This window comes from Streptomyces sp. BBFR2 (genome assembly GCF_044497305.1).
Taxonomy (GTDB): Bacteria; Actinomycetota; Actinomycetes; order Streptomycetales; family Streptomycetaceae; genus Streptomyces.
In genome coordinates this window covers 444,332-469,286 of sequence record NZ_CP172415.1, presented here as the reverse complement: position 1 = coordinate 469,286, position 24,955 = coordinate 444,332, and the positions used below count along the sequence as shown (strand labels likewise).

At 74.4% G+C, this 24,955-nt stretch carries 25 protein-coding genes; 14 read left to right on the top strand and 11 right to left on the bottom strand.

Features of this window, described 5'->3' with window-relative positions; genetic code table 11:
- Positions 1-150: 150 nt before the first annotated feature.
- The 3 genes from ACGH2B_RS01735 to ACGH2B_RS01725 all read left to right on the top strand — a co-directional run bounded on the left by ACGH2B_RS01735 (position 151) and on the right by ACGH2B_RS01725 (position 2,311).
- A complete protein-coding gene (locus tag ACGH2B_RS01735; protein WP_399082907.1) occupies positions 151-813 on the top strand; it encodes a winged helix-turn-helix transcriptional regulator in 663 nt (220 codons plus the stop codon).
- Positions 814-1,021: 208 nt separating this feature from the next.
- Complete coding sequence (locus ACGH2B_RS01730) at positions 1,022-1,504, top strand: hypothetical protein (RefSeq protein WP_399082904.1); 483 nt, start codon at positions 1,022-1,024, stop codon at positions 1,502-1,504.
- A 570-nt stretch (positions 1,505-2,074) separates the two neighbouring features.
- The gene (locus tag ACGH2B_RS01725; protein WP_399082901.1) at positions 2,075-2,311 is read left to right on the top strand and encodes a hypothetical protein; all 237 of its coding nucleotides are present in this window, start codon (positions 2,075-2,077) and stop codon (positions 2,309-2,311) included.
- Positions 2,312-2,515: 204 nt separating this feature from the next.
- Here ACGH2B_RS01725 and ACGH2B_RS01720 read toward each other — a convergent pair whose 3' ends face one another.
- The 8 genes from ACGH2B_RS01720 to ACGH2B_RS01685 all read right to left on the bottom strand — a co-directional run bounded on the left by ACGH2B_RS01720 (position 2,516) and on the right by ACGH2B_RS01685 (position 8,626).
- On the bottom strand, positions 2,516-3,136 hold the full coding sequence (locus ACGH2B_RS01720; protein ID WP_399082899.1) for a hypothetical protein: 621 nt from the start codon (positions 3,134-3,136) through the stop codon (positions 2,516-2,518).
- Positions 3,137-3,386: 250 nt separating this feature from the next.
- The gene (locus ACGH2B_RS01715) at positions 3,387-3,791 is read right to left on the bottom strand and encodes a cupin domain-containing protein (protein ID WP_399082896.1); all 405 of its coding nucleotides are present in this window, start codon (positions 3,789-3,791) and stop codon (positions 3,387-3,389) included.
- A gap of 32 nt (positions 3,792-3,823) precedes the next feature.
- The gene (locus tag ACGH2B_RS01710; RefSeq protein WP_399082893.1) at positions 3,824-4,144 is read right to left on the bottom strand and encodes a carboxymuconolactone decarboxylase family protein; all 321 of its coding nucleotides are present in this window, start codon (positions 4,142-4,144) and stop codon (positions 3,824-3,826) included.
- Positions 4,145-4,191: 47 nt separating this feature from the next.
- Positions 4,192-4,959 carry a glucose 1-dehydrogenase gene (locus ACGH2B_RS01705; RefSeq protein ID WP_399082890.1) on the bottom strand — a complete coding sequence of 256 codons (768 nt, stop codon included), beginning with the start codon at positions 4,957-4,959 and terminating at the stop codon, positions 4,192-4,194.
- A gap of 45 nt (positions 4,960-5,004) precedes the next feature.
- On the bottom strand, positions 5,005-6,261 hold the full coding sequence (locus ACGH2B_RS01700) for an MFS transporter (RefSeq protein WP_399082887.1): 1,257 nt from the start codon (positions 6,259-6,261) through the stop codon (positions 5,005-5,007).
- 44 nt (positions 6,262-6,305) lie between these two features.
- Positions 6,306-6,848: a cyclophilin-like fold protein gene (locus tag ACGH2B_RS01695; protein WP_399082884.1), complete on the bottom strand. Its 543-nt coding sequence runs from the start codon at positions 6,846-6,848 to the stop codon at positions 6,306-6,308.
- Positions 6,849-6,867: 19 nt separating this feature from the next.
- The gene (locus ACGH2B_RS01690; protein WP_399082881.1) at positions 6,868-7,533 is read right to left on the bottom strand and encodes an SDR family NAD(P)-dependent oxidoreductase; all 666 of its coding nucleotides are present in this window, start codon (positions 7,531-7,533) and stop codon (positions 6,868-6,870) included.
- Positions 7,534-7,609: 76 nt separating this feature from the next.
- A complete protein-coding gene (locus ACGH2B_RS01685) occupies positions 7,610-8,626 on the bottom strand; it encodes a zinc-dependent alcohol dehydrogenase family protein (protein WP_399082877.1) in 1,017 nt (338 codons plus the stop codon).
- 210 nt (positions 8,627-8,836) lie between these two features.
- On the opposite strand from ACGH2B_RS01685, the gene ACGH2B_RS01680 reads away from it, so the two are divergent.
- From ACGH2B_RS01680 to ACGH2B_RS01660, 5 genes are all read left to right on the top strand, one after another.
- Positions 8,837-9,721, top strand: coding sequence for a helix-turn-helix transcriptional regulator (locus ACGH2B_RS01680; protein WP_399082874.1), 885 nt, complete (start codon positions 8,837-8,839; stop codon positions 9,719-9,721).
- Positions 9,722-9,993: 272 nt separating this feature from the next.
- Positions 9,994-10,992, top strand: a complete 999-nt coding sequence (locus ACGH2B_RS01675) for an NADPH:quinone oxidoreductase family protein (RefSeq protein WP_399082871.1) — start codon at positions 9,994-9,996, stop codon at positions 10,990-10,992.
- Positions 10,989-12,170 (top strand): acyl-CoA dehydrogenase family protein, encoded by a 1,182-nt coding sequence (locus ACGH2B_RS01670; RefSeq protein WP_399082868.1) that lies wholly within the window; start codon positions 10,989-10,991, stop codon positions 12,168-12,170. The genes ACGH2B_RS01675 and ACGH2B_RS01670 overlap by 4 nt, the downstream gene beginning before the upstream one ends.
- Positions 12,167-13,312: an acyl-CoA dehydrogenase family protein gene (locus ACGH2B_RS01665; RefSeq protein ID WP_399082865.1), complete on the top strand. Its 1,146-nt coding sequence runs from the start codon at positions 12,167-12,169 to the stop codon at positions 13,310-13,312. Before ACGH2B_RS01670 ends, ACGH2B_RS01665 begins: the two co-directional genes overlap by 4 nt.
- 148 nt (positions 13,313-13,460) lie before the next feature.
- Positions 13,461-14,810 (top strand): hypothetical protein, encoded by a 1,350-nt coding sequence (locus ACGH2B_RS01660; protein ID WP_399082862.1) that lies wholly within the window; start codon positions 13,461-13,463, stop codon positions 14,808-14,810.
- Between the two features lie 278 nt (positions 14,811-15,088).
- Here the strand turns inward: ACGH2B_RS01660 and ACGH2B_RS01655 are convergent, their stop codons facing one another.
- Entirely contained in the window at positions 15,089-15,634 is a 546-nt protein-coding gene (locus ACGH2B_RS01655) for a cell wall hydrolase (protein ID WP_399082859.1), read from the bottom strand.
- Between the two features lie 94 nt (positions 15,635-15,728).
- On the opposite strand from ACGH2B_RS01655, the gene ACGH2B_RS01650 reads away from it, so the two are divergent.
- Positions 15,729-16,949 carry a S1 family peptidase gene (locus tag ACGH2B_RS01650; RefSeq protein WP_399082856.1) on the top strand — a complete coding sequence of 407 codons (1,221 nt, stop codon included), beginning with the start codon at positions 15,729-15,731 and terminating at the stop codon, positions 16,947-16,949.
- Positions 16,950-17,015: 66 nt separating this feature from the next.
- Here ACGH2B_RS01650 and ACGH2B_RS01645 read toward each other — a convergent pair whose 3' ends face one another.
- On the bottom strand, positions 17,016-17,462 hold the full coding sequence (locus ACGH2B_RS01645; protein ID WP_399082854.1) for a hypothetical protein: 447 nt from the start codon (positions 17,460-17,462) through the stop codon (positions 17,016-17,018).
- Between the two features lie 202 nt (positions 17,463-17,664).
- The gene (locus ACGH2B_RS01640; RefSeq protein ID WP_399082851.1) at positions 17,665-18,930 is read right to left on the bottom strand and encodes a hypothetical protein; all 1,266 of its coding nucleotides are present in this window, start codon (positions 18,928-18,930) and stop codon (positions 17,665-17,667) included.
- Positions 18,931-19,427: 497 nt separating this feature from the next.
- On the opposite strand from ACGH2B_RS01640, the gene ACGH2B_RS01635 reads away from it, so the two are divergent.
- The 5 genes from ACGH2B_RS01635 to ACGH2B_RS01615 all read left to right on the top strand — a co-directional run bounded on the left by ACGH2B_RS01635 (position 19,428) and on the right by ACGH2B_RS01615 (position 24,758).
- Positions 19,428-21,023: an ABC transporter substrate-binding protein gene (locus ACGH2B_RS01635; protein ID WP_399082848.1), complete on the top strand. Its 1,596-nt coding sequence runs from the start codon at positions 19,428-19,430 to the stop codon at positions 21,021-21,023.
- A 29-nt stretch (positions 21,024-21,052) separates the two neighbouring features.
- Complete coding sequence (locus tag ACGH2B_RS01630) at positions 21,053-22,018, top strand: ABC transporter permease (RefSeq protein WP_399096621.1); 966 nt, start codon at positions 21,053-21,055, stop codon at positions 22,016-22,018.
- Entirely contained in the window at positions 22,011-22,949 is a 939-nt protein-coding gene (locus ACGH2B_RS01625) for an ABC transporter permease (protein ID WP_399082845.1), read from the top strand. The genes ACGH2B_RS01630 and ACGH2B_RS01625 overlap by 8 nt, the downstream gene beginning before the upstream one ends.
- Before the next feature lie 68 nt (positions 22,950-23,017).
- Positions 23,018-24,079 (top strand): oligopeptide/dipeptide ABC transporter ATP-binding protein, encoded by a 1,062-nt coding sequence (locus ACGH2B_RS01620; RefSeq protein ID WP_399096618.1) that lies wholly within the window; start codon positions 23,018-23,020, stop codon positions 24,077-24,079.
- A complete protein-coding gene (locus ACGH2B_RS01615; RefSeq protein ID WP_399082842.1) occupies positions 24,063-24,758 on the top strand; it encodes an ABC transporter ATP-binding protein in 696 nt (231 codons plus the stop codon). The genes ACGH2B_RS01620 and ACGH2B_RS01615 overlap by 17 nt, the downstream gene beginning before the upstream one ends.
- Positions 24,759-24,955: the final 197 nt, after the last annotated feature.

Below are 24,955 nucleotides of genomic sequence, written 5' to 3'. Positions count from 1 at the left end.
CCTCGCGCGGCGGGCGGCCTGCCGCCCGCGCGTCGTCGCCGACCGCTCCTCGTCCCGCCGCGCGGCGCGGCGGATTCCCGGTTTCCTCACCGTACTTGGTTTTACCAAGCCCGCACTTGGAAAGTCCAACCATATGTCTATGCTGGAGTCATGCCGCGCCGAAGTTATGACCAGTACTGCGCCGTCGCCCGCGCCCTCGATGCCGTCGGCGACCGCTGGACGCTCCTCATCGTCCGCGAACTGCTGGGCGGAGCCCGCCGCTACACCGACCTGCACACCGACCTCCCGGGCGTCTCCACCGACATGCTCGCCTCCCGCCTCAAGGACATGGAGCGCGAGGGTCTGGTCACCCGCCGCCGCCTCCCTCCGCCGGGCGCCGCGTTCGTCTACGAACTCACCGGGCGCGGCCGGGAGTTGCTGCCGGTCCTCACCGCCCTCGCCGACTGGGGCGCCCCGGCCCTGGGCGACCCGCGCCCGACGGACGCGGTGCGCGCCCACTGGTTCGCCGTCCCGCTCCTCACCCGCCTCGCCGCCCACTTCGCCGACGCTCCGGACACTCCCGGCCCCGGCGTGCTCGACATCGTCCTCGACGAGGGCACCTTCCACGTCACGCTCGGCGGCGACCGCCCGGTCTACGGCGAGGGCCCGGCCCCGGAGCCCGACGTCAGCCTCCGGATGTCCACCGCCACCTGCGTCGACGTCGCGTACGATCACGTCTCCTTCGCGCAGGCCCTGAAGTCCGGGCGGATCGAGGCCACCCCGGCGGCGGAGCCGGACGGCCGGGAAGGCACCGCCGTGTCCGCGGAGGCATGAGCGGAGGCGGCGCCGAAGGTGCCTGCCGGATACCGAAGGTGCCTGACGGCGGTGCCGCCGCGTCCGGAGCCGGACGCGGCGTCCGGTCCACCGCATCGGACGCCTGACGGCATCGGACGCCTGACGGCGCCATCGCGGCGCCGGACCGACCGCCGGAGGCGCCCGTGAAGGAGACGCGCCCGTAGGAAGCCGAAAGGACAGTACGCAGATGACGCAACGCCCCCTGGCGGTCTTCGACCTGGACGGCACCCTCGCCGACACCGGGCACCGCCAGCACTTCCTCACCGGGCAGCCGCGCGACTGGGCCGCGTTCTTCGCCGCCGCGCCCGACGATCCGCCGCTCGCCGAGGGCGTCGCCCTGGCCCTGGCCGATGCCCGGGAGTGCGAGATCGCCTACCTCACCGGCCGCCCCGAGAAGTACCGCCGTCCCACCCTCGACTGGCTCACCGCCCACGGCCTGCCCGAGGGCACCCTCCGGATGCGCCCCGCCGGAGACCGCCGCCCGGCCCGCCACGCCAAACTCGACCTGCTGCGCCGCCTCGCCCGCGGCCGGGAGGTCCGCCACCTCGTCGACGACGACCCCCTCGTCTGCGACGCCTGCGCACAGGCGGGCTTCCCCGTGGTCCGCGCCGACTGGGCCGCACCGTCCGACGCCCTCCGGCAGGCCCAGGAGCGGGAGGGGCGGACATGAGGAGGTGAGGTGACGGAGGAGGAGCGGCCGGTGATCCGCCCGGTGAAGACGTAGGCGGGGTGGTCGAGTTCCCCCGGGTGCCGGGTGCCGGGTGCCGGGTGCCGGGTGCCGGGGACGGAGGCGCGCGAGTTGATGACCGCGTCGATGCCGCTTCAGCGGTTCCGGGGCGTGCCGGGGCCGGAGTCCCGGTGCCGGTCCGGGTGACGATCCTGCCCGGAACCCCGGGCAGGAGCTGCCCCAGGCGCCGCACAGCGCGCGACGGCGTACCGCGGGCGGGCCGCAGTCCGGCCGGTACCACGCGTTCGGCTCCTAGGAGTTGCCTTCCAGTGCCACGACCCGGAAGCGATGCGAGGGTGATCCCTCGGTGGTGGCATCGGTGCAGGTCAGCGGCGTGATCGGCCTGGAGCCAGTGACACTGGCCCAGCGCATTAGCCGTCCGTTAGCGGAACACCATCTTGATCTTCGAAGCTGGCTGCCGTCCGGGAACGAGACGGACTCCCGGAGCGTGGATCCACACGCCGCCGAGCGTGCACGCAACGCACAAGCACATGCAGCAAGAGGAGAGAAGACATGCGCAAGTTCCAGCGCACCGCAGTCATCGCCGCCGGCCTCCTGGCCCTGTCCGGCATCACCGCGGGAGCCGCGCAGGCCGCGGATCTCCAGACCATGGAAACGCCGGGCAACTACCAGACGGACTGCCACACCGACCAGACCCAGCAGGAACTGGACAGGGCGGTGGGGCACCACGTCACCATCGACCACTGCGAGGCCGACGGCCCCGGCAGCATGGTCATCTACTACTCCTGAGCCCGGGGACCGGTGACGTCGGGCATCCTCTGCCGACGTCGCCGCCCCCACCGGCTTCCTCTGCCGGGCGCGCAGCAGAGGGCCGGACCGTGGAGACGGACTGCGAAGGCGGCTCCGCCCCCAGGAGCCGCCTTCAGGACCTGTTGAAGGACGTGGCCGCCCCGGGCATCGGTTCCGTGCGGAAACGTGGTGGCTGCCCGGAGGCTAGCCGTGCCGGGCGAAGACTTCGCGGACGCCTGCCAGGGCCGCTTCCTTCTCCTTCTCGTCCTCGTACCAACCGTCCTCGGCCTGAGCTGCCACAACGGTCTCCGGGGTGAAGTCCTGGCCGAAGTGGTAGGCGTCCAGGCAGTAGTCGAAGCCGGACTCGCCGAAGAGGTCGGTGTCCTTGCGGCGGCAGTATTCCGCCAGGCCGTCGGCCACGTGCCAGCGTGTGCCGTCGTACCAGAAGACGCCGCCCGCGTAGTGGATCGTCCGGCCCGTCCCGGGGTCCGTGAGGTTGAGTGATTCGTAGTTCTCGGGGCGGTCGCGGACCAGGGTGACGAGGGATTCGGGGACGCCCGCGTAGAAGGACTCCTGGAGGGCGAAGTCGCCCTCGGCGTACAGGTTCAGTTCGGATTCGTGGTCGAACGTCAGCAGCAGGGCGTGGCCGTCCTGGGTGAAGTACCAGACCGCGGACTGGCCGCCGCCGTCGTTCCAGGCCAGACGGTGTGCGCCGGGCACCGTCACCGGTTCGACCTCGGCGAGTTCGTCCATGATGGCGGCGCGGCGTCGCACTTCCGGCAGAGGTGTCGCCGCCAGGGCGTCCCACATCGTGTTGTCGCTCATTCCTGGAGCGTAACCACCACCTCTGACAAAGCCGCCGGCAACTGCCCGCAGCCCTCCACGTCGCCACCGCTCTCCCGCGTCGCCACCGTCCTCGTACGGTCAGCGGGGCGGTCCGCACCGAACGCCCTGGGCGGCGGCGGGCCGCGGCGGTGCGGGGCGCGGCGGTACGCACGTACTGCCGCGCCCCGTCGGTGTCAGGCGGTGTCGGTCCCTCCGCGTTCCGCGAGGGGAAGGAGCCGCTGAGGTGCCTTCAGCTTGTCAGGGCCCCGGCGTACTGCTGGTCGGTGACCGGCTCCAGCCAGGTGGTGCCGTCGCCGCCGCTGTCGCCGACGACGATGGCGACGTGGGCCATGAAGGTGGTGCCGGTGGCGCCGTGCCAGTGTTCCTCGCCGGGTGGACACTTGACGGTCTGCCCGGCGCTGACCCGTACGACGTTGCCGTCGCGGGTGCCGACCAGACCCACGCCGTCGGTGATGTAGAGGGTCTGGCCGTTCGCGTGGGAGTGCCAGTTGGTGCGGGCACCGGGGGTGAAGCGCACGTGGCCGACGGCAAGGTGGGCGGGGGCGGTGGGCGATTCGATGAGGTTGAGGTAGACGTCGCCGGTGAAGCGGTCGGCGGGGGTCTTGACGGTGGGGGTGTCGGTGAGGTGTTCCATGGGGCCATTCCTCGGTTGTGCGGGTGCGGGTGTCAGGCGCCGTGTTCGTCGGCGATCTTCTTGAGCTGGTTGATGGCGGTCATGGCGTTCGGCCAGCCGGCGTAGAAGGCCAGGTGGGTGATGGCCTCGGAGAGTTCTTCGGCGCTGAGGCCGTTCTCCAGGGCCTTGGCCAGGTGGTAGGGCAGTTGCTCGGTGCGGTAGAGGGCGGCCAGGACGCTGACGGTCACGAGGCTGCGATCGCGGGGTGAGAGGCCGGGGCGCTCCCAGATGTCGCCGAAAAGGACGTTGTCGGTGATCTCGACGAGCTTGGGCGCGATCGCCTTCAGCTCCTTGGGGGCGGTCTGCTCGGGCATCCTCTTCACTCCTTCTTTCCGTGTGCGGGTCGTGTGCGGGCAGGTGGCTATTGGGCGGTGTAGCCGCCGTCGACGGGGAGGGCCACGCCGACGACGAAGCCGGCGCCGGGGCTGCACAGCCACAGGACGGCCTGGGCCATCTCGTCGGCGGTGCCGAGGCGGTTGATGGGCTGGGCGGCTTCGGCTCCGGCGCGGTCGAGCTCCCCCTTGGCGATCATGTCGCGGACCATGGGGGTGTCGATGGTGCCGGGGCAGATGGCGTTGATGCGGATACCGCGGGGCGCGTATTCGAGGGCGGCGCTGGTGGTCAGGCCGATCACGCCGTGCTTGGTGGAGTGGTAGGAGGCGCGCCCGGGGATGCCGACGAGGCCACCCAGGGAGGAACAGTTGACGATGGCGCCGCTGCCCTGGGCGCGCATGTGGCGCAGTTCGTGCTTCATGCTCGCCCAGATGCCGCGCAGGTTGACGGCGTGGACCTTCTCGAACTGGCCGAGGGGTTCGTCGGCGGCGTCGGTCGGCGGAATCTGGATACCGGCGTTGTTGTACGCCATGTCGAGGCGGCCGAAGGTCTCCACGGTGCGGTCGACGGCGGCGGCGACCTGGTCCTCGTCGGTGACGTCGCAGACCAGGGCGAGGGCCTGGTGGCCCGCGTCGGTGAGGTGCTCCGCCGCTTCGGTCACCGCCGCCTCGTCGGCGTCGGCGAGGGCGACGGCGGCTCCGGAGGCAGCGAACGCGCGGGCGGCGGCCAGGCCCATGCCCGAGCCGGCGCCGGTGACGAAGGCGACCTGCCCGGTGAAGTCGTAGGTGGGGTTCATGGCGGTTGCTCCCAACAAAGGGTCTGTACGGGGCGGAGTTGAGGGTCAGCGTGGGGTCAGGGGCGTCGCCGCGCCCGCGTCCTGGTGTGCGGCGGCGCCGGTGTGCCGGGTGACGATCCGCGCCGGGCGTCCTGTGCCACCGAGGGCGAGGGCGGTGAGCGGAAGCAGGGTGAGGGCGGCGAAGACGGCGCCGACCAGGGCCGGGCCGTTCAGACCGAGGGAGGAGCCCAAGGCCCGGCCGGCGAGCGCGGACCCGGCGGCGATGCCGGTGTTGTAGGCGGAGGTGGTCAGGGCCGAGGTGAGGGTGGGGGAGTCGCCGGCGAAGCGGACGGCGAGGGAGGTGACGACCGGGTTGACGGTGAACCCGGTCAGCGCCATCAGGAAGACGAGGGCGACGGCCGTGACGGGACCGCTGGAGAGCGGTATCAGAAGGAACAGTGTGACGGCGGTGGCCGCGGCGGCGGTGAGCGTCGTGGCCATGGGGTGGCGCTCGCCGAGACGGCCGCCGAGGGTGTTGCCGCCCAGCGCGCCGATGCCGAAGACGATCAGGACCAGGGGGACGGCGCTCGCGGAGATGCCCGCGCGGTCGGTCAGCAGCGGCGTGATGTACGTGTAGGTGGCCAGGACACCGCCCATGATCAAGGCGGCGGCGGCGAGCGCCAGCCACAGGCGGGCCTGCCGCAAGGCGCGTACCTCGGCCCGCACGGACACCTCGGCGCGCCGCTCGTCGGCGGGGAGGAACCTGCCGACGAAGACGGCGGCCAGGGCGGCGAGGACGGCCAGGGCCCAGAAGGGGCCGCGCCAGCCGGTGAACTGCCCGGTGAGGGAGCCGATCGGCACACCGATGACGTTGGCCAGCGTCAGGCCGCCCATCATGACGCCGACCGCGTGCGTGGAGCGGCCGGGCCCCGCGGCGGCGGTGGCGATGACGAAGCCGACGGCCCAGAACGCCCCGGTGGCCAGAGCGGTGACGACACGCGCGGCGAGCACGACGGCGAAGGAGCCGCTGAGGGCGGCGATCACATGCCCGAGCGCGAAGACGGCCAGGGCCAGGACGAGCGTCCGCCGCCGCGGCAGACGCAGGGTGGCCAGGGCCATGACCGGACCGCCGACGATCATGCCGACGGCGAAGGCGGTGATCAGCAGACCGGCGTGCGAGACGCTGACGCCGAGACCGCCGGCCATGCCGGGCAGCAGCCCGGCGATGACGAACTCGGTGGTTCCCATCAGGAACGTGCCGGCGGCGAGCACCCATACGACGGCGGGCAGCTTGCCCTGCCGGGTGTCGGCTGCGGAAGGCATAGGGGTATTTCTCTTCCTCTGAGGTTCAGGGGAAGCCGCGGAGGTCAGGCGGCGGCTTCGATGGTGATGCGTTCGGCCTGGCCGAGCCGGTCGGCGCTGACGTCGAGGTGGCCGAGGATGAGCAGATCCGCGGAGGCGGCGGGCCCGTTCCGGTGGAAGAGGGCCAGGTTGCCCCAGGGCGCGTAGTAGGCGATGTCGCCGGGCTCGGCCGCGGCCGGTTCGGGGGCGCCGGCGGTGCGCAGCGCACGCGGCAGGTCGGCGATCCGCTCGGTGCCGTGGAAGTCCGTGAGGTTCAGGGTCAGCGGGAGCAGCTCGGCGAAGTCGCGGGCGGCGGGACTGTCGTTCAAGGTGGCGTCGACGGGGCGGTCGTCGAGGGTGACCCGGATGTTCATCGCGGTACTCCTGCCGGTGGCGGGCGACGAGGGGGCTGGTGGGGCGGGCGCCGCCGTCTCCTGCCGCCCGGCGGACGCGGACGGTACGGAGGGCGGAGTGGCTTCGTGCGGGGCGCCGGAGCAGGCGGTCACGGCCAGCAGTACGGCGGCTGCCGGAGCGGCACGTACCGGGCCGCGGCGGACGGTGGGGGCCATGAGGGGACTCCCGGGGTCGTCATGCGGGCATGGGCTCGGCGTAGTGCCGGAAGGCGCCGCGTCCGGTGTGCATGGCGTACAGGCGCTCGGCCAGGGCCTCCGGGCTGGAGTGCTCGGCGTCCGGGCGGATCGCGCCGGGGACGATCAGTTGCGCCACGTGGACGTTCTCACCGGCGAGGGCATGGTGGAGCATCGTCGCGTAGGCGCTCTCGGCGGCGAACGCGATCGAGGTGCCGGCCCGATCGGGACGGGGACGTACGGCGCTGTGGCTGTTGACGAACAGCAGGGTGCCGCGGCCCAGCTCCCGCATCCCGGGCAGGACCGCGTTCACGCAGGTCACGGGAGCTTTGACGGAGAATGCCAGCGGATCGTCCAGATCGGTGGCGGTGGTGTCGAGGACCGGCTTCATGAAGTCGCCACGGGGCGCCGGGCTGAACTGGAGGATCTCGACGGGCCCCAGCGTGCCGGAGGCTTCGTGCAGGGCCGCGGTGAGGGAGGCGGGGTCGAGGGCATCGGCGGGGAAACCGCGGGCGTGGATGTTCTCCCGGGCCAGTTCGGCCGCCAGTTCCTCCTGGTGCCGGGCGTCGCGGGAGATGAGGGCGACGCGGTGGCCGGCGGCGCCGAAGCGGCGGGCGGCCGCGAGGCCCAGCCCCGGCCCCGCTCCGACGAGGGCGAATGTGGTCACGGTAGATCCTTCGGGAAAGGACCGGGCGGGCGGCAGCAGGGGTGCTCCGTCTCCCGGTCGTCGGCAGAGGGGGAGGTCAGGGCGTGAGGAGGGTCTTGACGGCGCGGCGTTCGTCCATGGCCCGGTAGCCCTCGGCGACCTGGTCGAGGGGGAGGGTGAGGTCGAAGACCTTGCCCGGGTCGATCGCGCCGGTCAGGACGCGGTCGATGAGGTCGGGGAGGTAGCGGCGTACGGGGGCGGGGCCGCCGCGCAGACCCACGTGGGAGAAGAACAGCTCCTGTCCGTCCACGGCGACGTCGTGGGGGACGCCGACGAAGCCGACGCTGCCGCCCGGGCGGGCGGAGTGCAGAGCCTGCCGCATGGCCTGGGCGGTGCCGACGCACTCCAGCACGCTGTCCGCGCCGATTCCGCCGGTCAGCTCCTTGATCCGGGCGACGCCCTCGTCGCCGCGCTCGGTGACGATGTCGGTGGCGCCGAACTCCCGGGCCAGTTCCTGCCGGGGCTCGTGGCGGGACATGGCGATGATCCGCTCCGCGCCCCTCTCCTTCGCGGCGATCACACCGCACAGGCCGACCGCGCCGTCGCCGACGACGACGGCGGTGGAGCCGGGCTTCACCTCGGCGGCGTCGGCGGCCCACCAGCCGGTGCCCATGACGTCGGAGACGGCCAGCAGCCCCGGCCAGAACCGCTCGTCGGGGGTTCCGTCGGTGGCGACGAGGGTGCCCTGCGCGTTCGGGATGCGGACGTACTCGGCCTGGCAGGTGGACAGGAACTCGCGGTGCACGCAGTTCGACGGGAAGCCGTTACGGCAGTTCGCGCAGGTGTTGTCCGAGGTGGCGAAGGAGCCGACGACGAACTGACCGGGCCTGACGGAGGTCACCCCGGAGCCGACCGCCTCGACGAAGCCGACGTACTCGTGCCCCATCGGATGCGGCTCGCCGACCGGCTCCGCCCCGCGGTAGGGCCACAGATCGGAGCCGCACACACAGGTCACGGCGGTCCGGATGATCGCGTCGGTCGGGTGGAGGAGCTTCGGATCGTCCAGGTTCTCGAAACGGATGTCGCCGGGGGCGTGCAGGACCGTGCCGCGCATGAGAGGGGTTCCTTCGTGTACCGGGGCGGGGCGCCGGAGGTCCGGGGCCGCCGCCGAGTGCAGGGCCGGGTGCGCGTCCGCCGTGCCGGGGCGGGCGGAAAGCACCACGTCATCCAGGTAACCCGCTCCCGGCGCGGGGAGCGAGACACCGTTGAGGGGTGTACTGCCGGTACCTCCCTGCGGCGGCGGGCGGGACGTACCGTCGAAGGCGTGGACAACCGAGCAGAGGTCCGCGAGTTCCTCACCTCGCGGCGCGCGAAAATCACCCCCGAGCGGGCGGGACTGCCCTCCGGCAGCCGCCGGCGCGTCCCCGGCCTGCGCCGCAGCGAGGTCGCCGCCCTCGCCGATGTGAGCGTGGAGTACTACGCCAAACTCGAACGCGGCAACCTCGCCGGTGTCTCCCCGGCCGTCCTCGAAGCCGTCGCCCGCGCCCTCCAGCTCGACGATGCCGAACGCGCCCATCTGCTGAACCTGGCTCACACCGCCGACGGCTCCGACGCCCTCACCCGGCCCCGCCGCCGCGCCACCCGGGCCTGGACGCCGCACCGCAGCCTGCAATGGACCCTCGACGCGATCACCGCCGGACCCGCCTTCGTCCGCAACGGCCGCATGGACCTGCTCGCCGCCAACCAACTCGCCCGCGCCTTCTACGCCGACGTCCACGCCGCGCCCGGCAACCAGGCGAACCTGGCCCGCTTCAACTTCCTCGACCCCGCCTCGCGGGCCTTCTACCCGGACTGGGACGAGGCCGCGGACATCGCCGTCGCCATCCTGCGCACCGAGGCCGGACGCGACCCGCACGACAAGGACCTGCACGACCTCATCGGCGAGCTGTCCACCCGCAGCGACGAGTTCCGCACCCGCTGGGGCGCCCACAACGTCCGCCACCACGGCACCGGCACCAAACGCTTCCACCACCGGGCCGTCGGTGACCTCACCCTCGCCTACGAGGGCCTGGAGATGGCCGCCGAACCCGGCCTCACCCTCACCGTCTACACCGCCGAACCCGGCTCGGCGTCCGAAGAAGGGCTGCGGCTGCTCGCCACCTGGGCCGCGACGCAGGAGGCCGACGCACCGGCGGCAAGGCGGCCGTGAACAGGCGGACGGGCAGCCCGCCGGCAGCCCGCCTCCCGGCCTGACCCGGCCTGGCCCGGTCCGCGCCGGCGAGCACCGCGAAGGCGCCCGGAACGGTCCACCGCACCCGTCCGTGCCAGGTCGCGACCGGTGCGCCGGGCGCCGGACGTGCCCGGCGGACGGTTTCCGGAAGCTGTTCCCTCCGGCATACCGACCGCTTAGTATGCCCGTGGCGCGCCGGAGCCCCACGGTCCGGCGCGTCCTCCGCGTACCGACGGCCCGGGAGGCACCTGGTGAAGGCATGGCGCGTACACGCGAACGGCGAACCGCGTGAGGTGATGCGGCTGGAGGAGGTGGCGGAGCCCCAGGCGGGCCCCGGGCAACTGCTGCTGCGGGTCCGGGCCGCCAACGTCAACTTCCCCGACGCACTGCTCTGCCGCGGCCAGTACCAGGTGCGGCCGCCGCTGCCGTTCACCCCGGGCGTGGAGATCTGCGGCGAGGTGCTGGCCGTCGGCGAGGGCGCGCACGGCACGGTCGGGCAGCGGGTGCTGGCCCAGCCGCCGCTGCCGGACGGCGGGTTCGCCGAACGGGTGGCCGTGGACGCGGCGACCGTCCGCCCGGCGCCCGATTCGCTGGACGACGCCGGCGCCGCCGCCCTGCACATCGGCTACCAGACCGGCTGGTTCGGCCTCCACCGCAGGGCCCGCCTCCAGCCGAGGGAGACCCTGCTGGTGCACGCCGCGGCCGGGGGCGTCGGCAGCGCCGCCGTGCAGCTCGGCAAGGCCGCCGGCGCCCGCGTGATCGGGGTGACCGGCGGCGCCGAGAAGGCCCGAATCGCCCGTGACCTGGGGTGCGACCTCGTCCTCGACCGGCGCGCCGACGACATCGTCGCCGCCGTCAAGGACGCCACCGACGGCCGCGGCGCCGACGTCGTCTACGACCCGGTCGGCGGCGACGCGTACGCCAAATCCGCCAAATGCGTCGCCTTCGAGGGCCGCATCGTCGTCGTCGGCTTCGCCGGCGGCGCGATCCCCACCCCCGCCCTCAACCACGCCCTGGTGAAGAACTACGCGATCCTCGGCCTCCACTGGGGGCTGTACAACACCAAGGACCCGCGCGCCGTCGACGCCTGCCACGACGCCCTCACCGAACTGGCCGCCAAGGGCGCCGTCGCCCCGCTGATCGGCGACCGGGTACCGCTCGAAGGCGCCGCCGACGCGGTGCAGCGCGTCGCCGACGGCACCACCACCGGGCGCCTCGTCGTCGTCCCCGGCGCGGAGGGCTCCCGATGACCGACGCCGCCGACCTGCGCGAGCGCACCGCCCGGCTGCTGGCCGCGCATCCGCCCGCCACCACCGCACCCCTGGACTTCCTGCGGGCCCGCTTCGACGCCGGGCTCGCCTGGGTCCACTTCCCCGAGGGGCTCGGCGGGCTCGACGCACCGCGCGCCCTCCAGCCCGTCGTCGACGCCGGACTCGCCGCCGCGGGCGCCCCGGACAACAACCCCGGCCGTATCGCCATCGGCCTGGGCATGGCCGCGCCCACCCTGCTGCGCCACGGCACCGACGAGCAGCGGCGCCGCCATCTGCGGCCGCTGTGGACCGGTGAGGAGGTCTGGTGCCAGCTTTTCAGTGAACCGGGCGCCGGCTCCGACCTCGCGGCCCTCGCCACCCGCGCCGTCCGCGACGGCGACCACTGGGTGATCGACGGCCAGAAGGTCTGGACGTCCAGCGCTCACCTCGCCCGCTGGGCGATCCTCGTCGCCCGCACCGACCCCGCGCTCCCCAAGCACCAGGGCCTGACGTACTTCCTCTGCGACATGACCGCCCCGGGCGTCGAGGTCCGGCCGCTGCGGCAGATCACCGGTGAGGCGGAGTTCAACGAGGTCTTCCTCACCGGCGTCCGGCTGCCCGACAGTCACCGGATCGGCGAGGTCGGCCAGGGCTGGGAGGTGGCCCGCACCACCCTCATGAACGAACGGGTCGCCATCGGCGGCGCCGTCACCCCGCGCGAGGGCGGCATGATCGGCATCGCCGCCGCCGACTGGCGCGCCCGCCCCGAACTGCGCACCCACGACCTCCACCAGCGGCTGCTGACGCTCTGGGTGGACGCCGAGGTCACCCGGCTCACCGGCGAACGGCTGCGCCAGCAGCTCGCCAAGGGCGCCCCGGGTCCGGAGGGCAGCGGCATGAAGCTGGCCTTCGCCCGCCTCGCCCAGCAGATCAGCGGCTGGAACCTGGAATTCCTCGCCGAGGACGGGCTGACGTACGACGACTGGACGCTGCGCCGCCCCGAGGCCGTCGACTTCACCGGACGCGAGGCCGGGTACCGCTATCTGCGGGCCAAGGGGAACTCCATCGAAGGCGGCACCTCGGAGGTGCTGCTCAACATCGTCGCCGAACGCGTCCTCGGACTGCCGCCCGAGCCGCGCACCGACAAGGACGTCGCCTGGAAGGACCTCCCCCGATGACCGACGGGACACCCGTACCGGACCTGCTCTACGGCGGGAGCGAGGACGATCTGCGCGCCTCCGTCCGCGCGCTGCTCGCCGCCCGCAGCGACCCCGCCACCGTCCTCGCCGACCTCGAAGCGGGCCGCCCCTGCGACACGGGACTGTGGGAGGCGCTGGCGGGCGGCATCGGCACCGCCGGACTGCTGGTCCCCGAGGAGTTCGGCGGGGCGGGCGCGAGCGCCCGGGAGGCCGCCGTCGTCCTGGAGGAGACCGGCCGCTCCGTCGCCCGTGTGCCCTATCTGACCAGCGCCGTCATCGCCGTCAGCGCGCTGCTGGGCTGCGACACCGCCCGGGAGCCGGTCGCCGGGCTGCTGACCCGGCTGGCCGCCGGCGCCGTCGGCGTCCTCGCCGTACCGCTGCCCACCGCCCCCTACCAGGCGTTCCCGGCCGCCCGGCCGACGGTCCTGGCCGGTGCGGACGGCGCCCTGCGCGGCACGGTCACCACCGTCGCCGACGCCCGCTGCGCCGAGGTGCTGCTCGTCCCCGCCGACGGACCGCGGGGCCCCGCGCTGTACGCCGTCGACGCGTCCGCCGCGGGCGTCGCCACCACCGCGCTCACCCCGCTGGACCTGACCCGTCCGTTGGCCGCGCTCACCCTGGACGGCGCCGCCGGAACGCCGCTGGCCACCGGGGAACGCGCCGTCGCGGCGGTCCGCGGCGCGCTCACCGCGGGCGCCGGACTCCTCGCGTCCGAGCAGCTCGGGATCGCCGAATGGTGCCTGACCACGGCCGTCGCGTACACCGGGACCCGCACCCAGTTCGGGCGCCCCGTCGGCTCCTTCCAGGCGCTCAAACACCGGATGGCCGCGCTCTGGCTCGATATCGCCGCCGCGCGGGCCGCCGCCCGCAACGCCGCCGACGCGCTGGCCACCGGCAGCCCGGACACCCCGGTCGCGGTCGCGGTGGCCCAGGCGTACTGCGCGCCGGTCGCGGTACGGGCCGCCGAGGAGTGCCTCCAACTGCACGGCGGCACCGGGATGACCTGGGAGCATCCGGTGCACCTCTTCCTCAAGCGGGCCAAGAGCGACGAGAGCGCGCTCGGGGCCCCGGGCCGCCACCGCGCGGCCCTGGCGGAGCTGGTCGAGCTGCCCGCGCCGTGACCGCCCGGGGCGGGCGGCGGAACACACCGCGCCCACCGCCCGCCCCGGCCCTCGGGACCGGCGTCCGGAGCGGCGCCCGGACGCCTGGCACCGCTTCCCTCCGTCGCGGCTGATGTCTTGAATACACCGCTCGGGTAGCGTCGTGAGCATGAAGACCGTCAGCCGCCGTGTGCTGCTCCTGCCTCTCCTGGTCCTGCTGGCCGCGCTGCTGGTGCCCGTCGCGGCACCGGCGCCCTGGGCCCGTGCGGCGGGCGGGCTCGACGAGGCCGCCGCGGCCCTGCGCAAGGGCCCGGTCTACGTCGATCCGCGCGCCGCCTCGCTGCTGCCCCGCGCCAAGGCCGACGCCCTCGCCGAGAAGATCGAGAACTCCGGCAAGCCGGTCTTCGTCGCGGTGCTGCCCCGCGCCGCCGAGTACCGCCCCGACACCCTGCTGCGCGATCTGCGCACCAAGACCGGCATCAGCGGCGTCTACGCCGTGGAGCTGGGCGACGGCTTCAACGCCGGGGCCGATCCCCGGGTGATGTCCCGCGGCGCGGTGCAGAACCTCGTCGGCGCGGTCAAGCGCTCCTCGTACCCGTCCGTCGACGAGCGGCTGAACAGCTTCGTCGACACCGCCGTCCAGCAGGCGAACGGTCACGCCCCGGCCGCCTGGGAGGGCGGTGGCGGCGGGGGACCGGGCACCGGCATCCTCGTCGGGCTGGGCGTGCTGGCCGTCGTCGGCGCCGGTGGCGCGTACGCCGTCACCCGCCGCAACCGGCGGCGCCGCGCGGAACAGGAGCGCGCCGCCCTGGAGGATCTGCGGGTCGTCGTCGACGAGGACATCACCGCGTTCGGCGAGGAGCTGGACCGGCTGGACTTCCGGCCCGGCGAGCCCGGCGCCGACGACGCGATGCGCGCCGACTACGGCCGCGCGCTCGACGCGTACGAGAGCGCCAAGTCGGCGATGGCGGCGGCCGGGCAGCCGGGCGATGTGCGGGCGGTGACCGAGGCGCTGGAGGAGGGCCGGTTCGCGCTCGCGACGCTGGCGGCCCGCCGCACCGGCGCCCCGCTGCCCGAGCGGCGCCTGCCGTGCTTCTTCGACCCGCGGCACGGACCGTCCGTGGTCGACGTGGCGTGGGCCCCGGAGGGCGGCGCGGCGCGCACCGTCCCGGTCTGCGCCGCCGACAAGGCGCGCCTCGACGACGGCCGCGAACCGCTGGCCCGCACCGTCCGCACCGCCGACGGCGACCGCCCCTACTGGGACGCCGGCCCCGCCTACGCACCCTGGGCGGGCGGCTACTTCGGCGGCGGAGTGCTCCCCGCCCTGCTGGTGGGCACCGTGCTCGGCAACGTGATGACGGCCCCGCACGCCTACGGCGCGGACCTCGGCGGCACCGACGGCGGCGACTTCTCCGGCTCCGACTTCGACCCGGACGACTTCGGCGGCGGCTTCGGGGACGGCGGCGGCTTCGGCGGCGGTGGCGGAGGCGGCGGGGACGGCTTCGGCGGGGGCTTCTGAGAGCGGCACGCTCACGGGGAGCCCGGTGCCGCCCCACGGGGTACGTGCCACCGGCACCGGAGCGCCGGGCGCCGCCGGACGGACACCTCGGTCCGGTCCGTTCGGCGGGGGAGCCCGGTGCCGTCGGCAGTTCCGGCGTGCCGCCCGTCGTCCTTCCGGAGCGGTGCGGCCGGACGCGCTCGGAGGAACCGCCGGACGCCCCCTCGAACCAGGCGGACCGTCCGGCGGCCCCGCGTCAGCCCCGCCGCCTCCGCCCCGGCCCGCCGCCCCGCCCCGCCTCAGCTCGCCGGCCCGTCTCCGGCCCGCGGCTCCCGTTCCCCCTCCGCCACCCTCCGTACCACCCGCTTGATCCCCACCAGCCGCGCGTACCGCGGGCGCGCCGCGAAGTCCGCGTAGCGCCATACGGCGGGGCGCCCGGCCTCCTTGCACAGGTGCAGCACCCGGTCCGGGCCCAGGTGCACCCCGACGTGCGCGCCGTACGCCGCCGGGCGGCCGGGGACCGGCCCGCCGTCGAAGAGCACCAGGTCCAGCGGGCGGGCGACCGCGACGCGGCGGGTGGCGGCGGTGTCCGCCCACAGGTCCGAGGAGCGCAGCGGCGGCGCGAGCAGTCCGTGGTGGCGCAGCACCGCGTACGCGTAGAGCTGGCAGTTGGCGCCCGCCGACAGATCGGGGCCGCCACCGCTGTCCGGTGACGGCCCATCAGGTGACACCGTTCCCGGATGGCGGGCCGCCGAGTAGGCGATGTCGCGCAGGGCCGCGGGCAGCCCGCCGAACGGGTCGGGGCCGCACGGCCCGGGGCCGGAGTACCGCGTGTCGGATGTCATCGGACCATCATCCCGTCCGATCGTGCCCGCGCCGACGGTGGCGGGGACGGGGAGGCTCGTCGGGCCGAGGTATCCGACCCGCGAGGAGAGCTTCATGCACCGTCGCCACCGCAAGGCCGCCGTCCGGGGCGCGGCCGCCGCCGTCGTCCTGGCCGCCGTCGTCCCGCTCGCCACGGCGCACGCCGCGCCGTCCCCCGACCCGAGCCCGCCCGCCCAGCGCGGCATGCTCGACGCGATGCAGCGGGACCTCGGCCTGACGCCGGATCAGGCGCGGGCCCGGCTCGCGCAGGAGGCGGAGGCGGAGCGCGCGGCGAAGGCGGTGCGCCGGGCGCTGGCCGACCGCGCCGCCGGTATGTGGTTCGACAAGAAGAGCGGCAAGCTCGTCGTCGCGGTCACCCAGGACGCCGACGCCCGGCTGGTGACGGAAGCCGGTGCCGTCGCGCAGCGCGTCACCCACAGCCGCGCCGAGCTCCGCGCACTGCTGGAGCAGATCGACGCCAAGGCGGGCAAGGGCGTGCCGGGGGTGACCGGTTGGGGCGTCGACCAGCGCGCCAACGCGCTCACGGTGCGGGTCGACACCCGCACCCGGACCGCCGCCACCGACTCCTTCGTCGAGGAGGCCCAGCAGCTCGGCGCCCCCACCGGCATCGCGGTCCGCGCCGTCCGCACCGCCGACGCGCCGCGCCAGCAGGGCGGCACCGTCGTCGGCGGCGAGAAGTGGATGCCGGGCGACGAGGGCATCTGCTCCATCGGCTTCTCGGTGACCGGCGGTGGCCGCCGCGGCTTCCTGACGGCCGGTCACTGCACCGAGACCCCGGACCAGGCGGCGTACGGCAAGGACGGCAGCCGGGTCGGCACCTCCAACCGCGGCGGCACCCACAGCGTCGACGACCGCGAGGGCGACTTCGGGCTGGTCGACGTGGACCAGGCGGACTGGAAGCTGAGCGCCGACGTGGCGGGCGAGGGCGGCGCCCCGGTCGCGGTCACCGGCGCGCAGGACGGTGTGGTCGGCACCTCCGTGTGCCGCTCCGGGGAGGCCAGCGGCTGGCACTGTGGGGAGATCACCGCCGTCGACCAGACCGTGGACTACGGCACCGCGGTGGTCGACGGCATGTCCTTCACCGACGCCTGCTCCACCGCGGGCGACTCCGGCGGCTCGTACGTCACCCAGCCCGGCGACCCGAAGGCGGTCGGTATCCATTCCGGCGGCGGCACCGCGACGTGCAGCAGCGGCGGTGACACCATGACGGTCTTCCAGCCGGTCACCGAGGCGCTGACGAAATGGCAGCTCACGCTGGTGACGGCCGGCGCCTGACCGGTACCGCCGGCCCTGGTCACCGGGGTCCGGGCCCGCGCGCGGCGGACCCGGACCCCGGCCCGTTCAGCGCACCCGCACCGTCGCCACCGCGGAGGTCCGCGACGTCCGGGGGTGCCGGTCGTGCGGCCCGGTCAGCGCGTACAGCACCGCGCGGAACTCCACCGGCCCGCGGCGCGCGCTCCGCGGGTGCGCCGTGGCCCGCGCCTCCGGGCCGCCCCGCTCGGCGACGGCGCCGCAGGCCACCTGGTGCCACGCCCGCCCGCCGCCGCGCTCCTGGAGGCATATCCGCAGGTAGGAGGCGGCGTCATCGTCGCCGCGCGCGGTGACGGTGAAGGTCTTGCCGACGGCCGCGGTGTGCGGCGCCGTCACCTCCGTACTGCCCTTGGCATGGGCGGGTACGGCGGCGAGCGCCACCGTGGCCAGCCCCAGCGCACCGGTCACGGCCGCCCGCCGCAGACTCGGCGCGTGCGTTGCGGCTCTCGTCGTTCCGGTCATATCCGTCCTGGTCATGGACTTCCCTTCCCGTGGAGCTCCCCTGAAGCGGCATCCACCGGCGTCGCGTCGTGCACTCCTGGTGACGGCCGGGAAGCGGCCCCCGTGCGCCTGCCTCCCGCACCCCTCCAGAGGGGCGGGGCACACCACGGGTTGCGCCCGATGCGGGCGGCATTACCGATTCATGACCTTTCGCCGCGGCGGGCGGCGCGGTCCGCGGTCAGACCGGGACGGTCCCGGTCCGCACCGGCAGCCGGTCCTCGGCGCGCTGCAGGGACCGGAACGCGTCGTACCAGGCCGGATTCGGGGCCGGTGTGCCGTCGTCGGCGGGCTGCGCGGTGAGGTTGGAGTAGACGCTGTTCAGCAGCCAGGGCACGGTGTCCGGGCCGATGTCACGGACCATGGCGGGGCCCTGGGCGATGCCGTACGCGGCGACCGTGAGGCGGCCGGTCGCCCGGAACCGCCGCATCTGGTTCGTCAGGAACGACCGGTGCGCGCCGAACCAGCCGCTGCCGAGCAGCAGTTCCTTCCAGTCCGCCGCCGGCAGCGGACGCGCGGCGGCGTCCCGCAGCGCCTGCCAGACGGGCGTCCCGGCCGCGATACCGCGACGGCGCGCGAACGCGGCCGGGACGGGGTCGCGCAGATGCTTCCGCCACAGCCGTACGAGGGAGAACTCGGTGGCCAGGAAGCGCTGTTCGGGACGCATCCGGGGCAGCACGTACCGCAGATACGCCTCGGTGTCCCCGATCGCGGCGACATGGGGGTGGATGTCGACGCCCTCGATCTCACGGGTGGCACGGACGAACGACATCCAGCGGTCGTGCGCGGCGTCGTGGGTGGCCGGGTCCTCCAGACGGTTGAGGGCGCCCATGTAGAGGCGGGTGCGGCAGCCGTCGGGGAAGCGTGTGCGGCGGCGTTCGGCGATGTGCCGGGCGACCGCCTCGTAGAAGGCGTTGAGCCGGCCGCGGCGCTGATCCTCGGCGCGGGTTTCGAGGAACGGCTCGTTGCCGATGCCGAGGATGTCGACGCTGCCGAGTGTGGCGTCGAGGACCTGGTCGAGGCGGCGCAGTTCGGCGTCCATGGCGGCGCTGCCGGGGGCGGGCAGCGGGCGGTGGGCGGAGGGGAACTTCAGCGACAGGACGGTGCCGTAACCGGCGCGGTGCGCCGTCAGCAGCATGGCGACGGCCCGCTGCCGCCCGGCCGCCCCGTCCTCGACCTCCGGCATCGGGACGAAACCGCGGACCCAGCCGGCCTGTACACCCTTCAGTCGGTCGAGGGTGGTGCCGCGCGGATCCTCGTTGAAGTTCGCGGCGAGGACCCCGCTGGGCGCGCGCCCCGTGTCCGGCGACGCGGAGGCGCCGCCCTTGCCGTCCTTCTTCTCCCCCTCCGCCTCCGCCGAGCAGCCGGCGGCCAGCAGCGCCCCGGCCGCGGACATGCCCAGCAGGATCCGCCTGCGCGTCGGTGCCTCATCCCGGCCGTACGCCACGTCCGTCACTCTCCTCGCCCCTGGGGTGCGTGATCTCCCCCGCACCCTAGGGGCGTTCGGGATCCGGGGTCGCCGTCGGGACGCGGTCCGGCCCGGCGGGCACGCGCGGCGGCGCGAGACGGGCGGGAGCGTGACGGCGGCACCCGCGGCCGGGCGCGGAACACGCCGCCGCACTCCTCCGGTTTCCGCTGCCCGCGGTCGCACCGCCACCGGATCCGGGCGGCGAGATCCACCTGGAGGTGCCGGATGCCCGCTCCCGGTCCGTTCCGTCCCCGTGATCACCGCTCATGACGCCCCGTCCCCGTCCGACGGCACAGTGCGCCACCCGGGCCCTTCCGCCGGAACGGCTACGGCGGGCGGGGCCCGCACTTCCGGCGCCCGCCCTCGCCATGATCACGGAGCCATTACCAGAACCGGCCCCCCTCATGGCGGCACCTTTACATACGATTTAATTGCACTGACTATGCAGTAGCGCTTCCTGTGCAGAGGAGATGAGGATGACGGTCCGGGCCCTACGGGGAGCCGCGGCGGTGACGCTGGCGGCCGGTCTCGCGCTCGGTGCGGCGGCCTGTTCCACACCGGGCGGCGGCAAGAGCGCCGGCGGAAGCCCGGACTCCGCGGTGGTCGGCATCGCGTACGAACCGGAGACGCTCAGCCCGCTCCTCGGCTACGGCAAGGACGGCAACTCCAAGATCTTCGACGGGCTGCTCACGCACGACGCCGCGATGCGCCTCAAGCCCGCGCTCGCCACGGCGCTGCCGAAGGTCACCGACGGCGGCCGGACCTACACCTTCGGCCTCCGCCGGGGCGTGACCTTCAGCGACGGCAAGCCCTTCACCGCCGACGACGTCGTCTTCACCTACTCCACCATCCTCGACAGCAAGACCAACAACGCCTCCAAGGCGGAGCTGGACGCCCTCAAGAACGTCGAGAAGAAGGACGACCACACCGTCGTCTTCCACCTCAAGTACCCCTACGCGCCGTTCGCCGAGCGCACCGTCCTGCCCATCGCCCCGCAGCACATCGCGGGCAAGCAGGACATCAACCACGGCGCGTTCACCACCAAGCCGATAGGCACCGGCCCGTACGTCCTCACCCACTGGTCCAAGGGCGAGAAGCTCACCTTCAAGGCCAACCCGCACTACTGGGGCGGCGCGCCGAAGGTGAAGAACTTCACCATGGCGATCATCAAGGACGACGACATCCGCGCCACCCGGCTGCGCTCCGGCGACCTCGACGGCGCCATCCTGCCGCCGGAACTCGCCGCCACCTTCAAGGGCGACAAGGACCGCACCACCGTCACCGCCAAGACCTTCGACTACCGCAACGTCACCCTCCCCACCGGCAACCCGGTCACCGGCGCCAAGGCCGTCCGCCGCGCCCTCGACCTCGCCGTGGACCGCCAGGCCATGGTCAAGGGCATCCTCAACGGCGCCGGAAAGCCCGCCTACGGACCGGTGCCCACCGACAGCCCCTGGTTCGCGAAGGGCACCGAGCGCCCGTACGACCTGAAGAAGGCCGAGCGCATCCTGGACGACGCCGGATGGAAGAAGGGCCCGGACGGCATCCGGGTCAAGGGCCACCAGCGCGCCTCCTTCACCCTCTGGTACCTCTCCGGCGACAAGCTCCGCCAGGAACACGCCCTCGCCTTCGCCTCCGACGTCAAGAAGGCCGGGATCGAGGCCAAGGTCGAGTCCGGCACCTGGGAGGTCATCGAGCCGCGGATGGCCAAGGACGCGGTCCTCGCCGGCGGCGGCAGCCCCGCCGACCCCGACTTCGACCAGTACCTGCTGCTCCACTCCTCGCTGGCCGGTGACGGCTTCAACAACATGTCGCGCTACGCCGACAAGACCGTCGACGCCAAGCTCACCGAGGCCCGCCGCACCGACGACAAGGACGTCCGCAAGGCCGCCTACGACGCCGTCCAGCGCCGCCTCGCCGACAACCCCGCCTACACCTTCCTCACCCATGTCGATCACGTCTACGTGGTCGCCGACCGCTGGAAGGGCCTCACCACCCAGACCGAGCCGCACGACCACGGTCTGGCCTCCGGTCCCTGGTGGAACGTCGAGGACTGGCAGCCCGCCGCGTGATCACCCGCACCTCCCCGCCCTGGGCGGCGATGGCACGGATGACCGGCCGGCGGGCGCTGCTCGCCGTGCCGGTCCTCCTCGCCGTCACCTTCGGGGTCTTCGCCGTCGCCGCGGCCTCGCCCTTCGACCCGGTACGGGCCTACGCGGGCGACGCCGGGCTCACCGCCTCGCAGGCCAACCTCGACCAACTGCGCCACAACCTCGGCGTCGACCAGCCGCTGATCGGCCGCTGGTGGCACTGGCTCACCGCCGCGCTCACCGGCGACCTCGGCGACTCCGCCACGCTCCGCGCCCCCGTCACGCAGGTCATCGGCGAACGCCTCGGCTGGTCCGTGCTGCTCTGCGCGCTCGCCTTCGTCCTCGCCGTCGCCGTCGGCACCGCCCTCGGCGTGGCGGCCGCCCGCCGCCGCGGCGGACTCCTCGACCGCACCGTGACCTCCCTCGCCTACACCCTGGAGGCGGCCCCGCCGTTCTGGCTCGGCCTCCTCGCCGTCTGGCTGTTCGCCCTGAAACTGGGCGTCCTGCCGGCCGGCGGCCTCACCGACACCGGCACCGACCTCGCCACCCCCGGCCAGATCGCCCGCCACATCGCCCTGCCCGCCGTCGTCCTCGCCGTCTCCCAGCTCCCGTGGTTCGTGCTCTACGTACGCCAGGGCGTCGGTGACGCGCTGGAGGAGGACCCGGTACGCGGCGCCCGCGCCCGTGGCCTGCGCGAACGCACCGTGCTGCTGCACCACGCGCTCCGCTCGGGACTGCTGCCGGTCCTCACCCTCATCGGCTCCCGGGTACCGGAACTGATCACCGGCGCCCTGCTCGTCGAGACGGTCTTCAGCTGGCCGGGCATCGCCGCCGCCACCGTCGAGGCGGCCACCGCCGTCGACTTCCCGCTGCTCGCCGCCCTGACCGTCCTCGCCACCGCCGCCGTCCTCGTCGGCAACCTCCTCTCCGACCTGCTGTACGGTCTCGCCGATCCGAGGGTGGGCTTCGATGGCTGACACACACACCACCACCGGGCGGGACACCACCGCGACGCTCCCCGGACCGGACGCCGCCGCGAACGCGGTGGTCTGGCACCGCCGCCCCGGCGCGGGCCGGCAGCGGCGGACCCGCACCGTGCGGGTCCGGGTCAGCGCCGTCCTCGTCGCCGCGGTCGTCCTCGCCGTCCTCGTCGTCCCGCTGCTGTGCCCGCTGGACAGCCAGTCCGTCGACCTGGCGCGGAAACTCCACGCACCGTCCTGGGCCCATCCCTTCGGCACCGACGAGGTCGGCCGCGACCTGCTGCTGCGCTGCGTCTACGGGCTGCGGGTCTCCCTGCTGGTCGGGGTGGTCGCCGCCCTCGTCGCCGTCGGGCTCGGCACCGCCGTCGGCGCGCTCGCCGGAGCGCTCGGCGGCTGGGCCGACCGCGCCGTGATGCGGCTCGTCGACCTCTTCTCGTCCGTCCCGCACCTGCTGCTGGGTATTTTCATCGTCGCGATGTTCCGGCCCGGCGTCTGGCCGGTGATCCTCTCCGTGGCGCTGACCCACTGGCTGTCCACGGCGCGCATCGTCCGCGCCGAGGTGCTGTCGCTCCGCTCCCGCCCGCACATCGACGCGGCGGTCTCCGGCGGCGCCTCCCGGTGGCGGGTGGTCGTACGGCATCTGCTGCCCGGTGTGCTCCCGCAGGCGGGGCTCGCCGCCGTGCTGATGGTGCCGCACGCCATCTGGCACGAGTCCGCGCTCTCCTTCCTGGGTCTGGGACTTCCGGCCCACGAGGCGAGCCTGGGGATCATGGTCAACGCCGCCCGCGGATCGCTGCTGGCCGGCGCCTGGTGGCCGACGCTCTTCCCCGGTCTCTTCCTCATCGTGCCGACCCTCGCCCTCGCCGGTCTGGCCGGTGCCTGGCGGGAGCGGATCAACCCCCGCCGCCGATCGGAGCTGATGCTGTGACCGCGCCCCGCACCACCGCGCCGCCGGCCCCCGTCCTGTCGGTGCGGGAGCTGTCCGTCCGCTTCCGGATGCGCGGCGGCCACCACGTCCACGCGGTCTCCGGCGCCTCCTTCGACCTGGCGCCGGGTAGCTGCCTCGCCCTGGTGGGGGAGAGCGGCTGCGGCAAGTCGGTCCTCGCCTCCGCGCTGCTCGGCCTGCTGCCGGGCAACGCCGAGACGTCCGGCGCGGCCCACCTGACCGCCGCCGACGGCGCGCCCGCCGTGGAACTGCTCACCGCCGGCGAACGTGACCTGGCCCGCACCGTCCGCGGCCGCCGCATCGGCCTCGTCCCGCAGAGCCCCGCCGCCCACCTCACGCCCGTCCGCACCATCCGCGCCCAACTGGAGGAAACCGTACGGGAGTTGGGGGCCTGGGAAACCGGAGCGAAGGCCGGCGCGGCGGCCGGTGCGGCGAACGGCGCGATCACCGGCGGGCCCACCGGGCGGCGCACCGGGCGGCGCGCGGCGCGGGCGGCGCTGCGCGCGGCGGCGGAGCGGGCCGCGACCCGCGCCGCCTTCCCCCTCGACCACCTGGACCGCTACCCCCACCAGCTCTCCGGCGGTCTCGCCCAACGCGCGGCGAGCGCCCTCGCACTGGTCGGCGACGCCCGCCTGCTGCTCGCCGACGAACCCACCACCGGCCTCGACCGGGACCTCGTCGACCACACCGTCGACGCGCTCCGGGCCCACGCCGACGACGGGCGGGCACTGCTGATGATCACCCACGATCTGGCCGCCGCCGAGCGGATCGCCGACCACGTCGCCGTCATGTACGCGGGACGGATCGTCGAACACGCCGACGCCGCCGCCTTCTTCGGCGCCCCCGGGCCCCGCCACCCGTACGCCCGCGGACTGCTCGACGCGCTGCCCGGCCGCGCCTTCACCCCGATCCCGGGACTCCCGCCCGAACTGGGCGCCCTGCCGGAGGGCTGCGCCTTCGCCGCCCGCTGCGCCCGCGCGGACACCCGGTGCGCCGTGCGCCCGGAACCGTCGGACGGCGTCGCCTGCCACCATCCGCACCCCGGCCAGCAGCCGGCCGAGGCCCCCGGGACGTCCGGGGAGAAGGACGACCGCCGTGCTCGAACTGCGTGACATCACCGCCGGATACGAACGGCGGCGCCCGGTCGTCACCGGTGTCTCCCTCACCGTCGGGCCCGGCGAGTCGGTCGGGCTGCTCGGCCCGAGCGGCTGCGGAAAGTCGACCCTGGCCCGTGTCGCGGCGCTGCTGCACCGGCCGGAGGCCGGGACGGTCACCCTCGCCGGCGTGACGGCCCCGGGCTGGCGCCACCGCGCCCCCCGCGCCCTGCGTACCTCCTTCGGTGTGGTCTTCCAGCAGCCCCGCCTCTCCGCCGACCCCCGGTTGCGGCTCGCCGACCTCATCGCCGAACCGCTGCGCGCCACCGGCCGCCGCGCGCAGGCGCCCGCCGCCGTCGCGGAACTGGCCCCCGCCGTCGGCCTCACCGCCGATCTGCTGACCCGCCGCCCGCACGAGGTCAGCGACGGCCAACTGCAACGCGCCTGCCTGGCCCGCGCGCTGGTGCTGGAGCCCCGCTGGCTGATCTGCGACGAGATGACCGCGATGCTCGACGCCTCCACCACCGCCGCGCTGGTCACCGTCGTCGAGGAGTACCGCGCCCGCACCGGCGCCGGTCTCCTCGCCGTCGGCCACGACCGCACGCTCCTGGAGCGCTGGTGCGACCGGACGGTGCGGTGGTCCGATCTGGCGGCGCGGTCGGCCACGGCTCCGGAAGAGGGGCCCGAGGCGGCGTGAGACGGGGCCGCGGGCCCGGACATCCGGGCCCGCGCCTGCCTGGTGCCGCACACCGGACGGCTGTGCGGCGCCGCCCCTCCGCCGCCACCCCGTGCGGCGGCCGGGCCCGCGGAGCCGGGCGGCCGGCCGCCCGCCGACCTGGCGCACCGCACGCAGGCACGGTGCGGGGACCTGGAATCGCGCGGTGCCCCGCCCCG

Excerpts from the sequence above, each read along its gene's own strand:
- ACGH2B_RS01660 (WP_399082862.1), top strand. The coding sequence starts at position 13,461 with ATGAAGACCGTCAGCCGCCGTGTGCTGCTCCTGCCTCTCCTGGTCCTG.
- ACGH2B_RS01685 (WP_399082877.1), bottom strand. The coding sequence starts at position 8,626 with ATGCGCGGCACGGTCCTGCACGCCCCCGGCGACATCCGTTTCGAGAAC.
- ACGH2B_RS01670 (WP_399082868.1), top strand. The coding sequence starts at position 10,989 with ATGACCGACGCCGCCGACCTGCGCGAGCGCACCGCCCGGCTGCTGGCC.
- ACGH2B_RS01705 (WP_399082890.1), bottom strand. The coding sequence starts at position 4,959 with ATGAACCCCACCTACGACTTCACCGGGCAGGTCGCCTTCGTCACCGGC.
- ACGH2B_RS01665 (WP_399082865.1), top strand. The coding sequence starts at position 12,167 with ATGACCGACGGGACACCCGTACCGGACCTGCTCTACGGCGGGAGCGAG.
- ACGH2B_RS01695 (WP_399082884.1), bottom strand. The coding sequence starts at position 6,848 with ATGGCCCCCACCGTCCGCCGCGGCCCGGTACGTGCCGCTCCGGCAGCC.
- ACGH2B_RS01650 (WP_399082856.1), top strand. The coding sequence starts at position 15,729 with ATGCACCGTCGCCACCGCAAGGCCGCCGTCCGGGGCGCGGCCGCCGCC.
- ACGH2B_RS01630 (WP_399096621.1), top strand. The coding sequence starts at position 21,053 with ATGGCACGGATGACCGGCCGGCGGGCGCTGCTCGCCGTGCCGGTCCTC.
- ACGH2B_RS01710 (WP_399082893.1), bottom strand. The coding sequence starts at position 4,144 with ATGCCCGAGCAGACCGCCCCCAAGGAGCTGAAGGCGATCGCGCCCAAG.
- ACGH2B_RS01730 (WP_399082904.1), top strand. The coding sequence starts at position 1,022 with ATGACGCAACGCCCCCTGGCGGTCTTCGACCTGGACGGCACCCTCGCC.
- ACGH2B_RS01645 (WP_399082854.1), bottom strand. The coding sequence starts at position 17,462 with ATGACCAGGACGGATATGACCGGAACGACGAGAGCCGCAACGCACGCG.
- ACGH2B_RS01655 (WP_399082859.1), bottom strand. The coding sequence starts at position 15,634 with ATGACATCCGACACGCGGTACTCCGGCCCCGGGCCGTGCGGCCCCGAC.
- ACGH2B_RS01635 (WP_399082848.1), top strand. The coding sequence starts at position 19,428 with ATGACGGTCCGGGCCCTACGGGGAGCCGCGGCGGTGACGCTGGCGGCC.
- ACGH2B_RS01735 (WP_399082907.1), top strand. The coding sequence starts at position 151 with ATGCCGCGCCGAAGTTATGACCAGTACTGCGCCGTCGCCCGCGCCCTC.
- ACGH2B_RS01620 (WP_399096618.1), top strand. The coding sequence starts at position 23,018 with ATGCGCGGCGGCCACCACGTCCACGCGGTCTCCGGCGCCTCCTTCGAC.
- ACGH2B_RS01715 (WP_399082896.1), bottom strand. The coding sequence starts at position 3,791 with ATGGAACACCTCACCGACACCCCCACCGTCAAGACCCCCGCCGACCGC.
- ACGH2B_RS01720 (WP_399082899.1), bottom strand. The coding sequence starts at position 3,136 with ATGAGCGACAACACGATGTGGGACGCCCTGGCGGCGACACCTCTGCCG.
- ACGH2B_RS01625 (WP_399082845.1), top strand. The coding sequence starts at position 22,011 with ATGGCTGACACACACACCACCACCGGGCGGGACACCACCGCGACGCTC.
- ACGH2B_RS01725 (WP_399082901.1), top strand. The coding sequence starts at position 2,075 with ATGCGCAAGTTCCAGCGCACCGCAGTCATCGCCGCCGGCCTCCTGGCC.
- ACGH2B_RS01700 (WP_399082887.1), bottom strand. The coding sequence starts at position 6,261 with ATGCCTTCCGCAGCCGACACCCGGCAGGGCAAGCTGCCCGCCGTCGTA.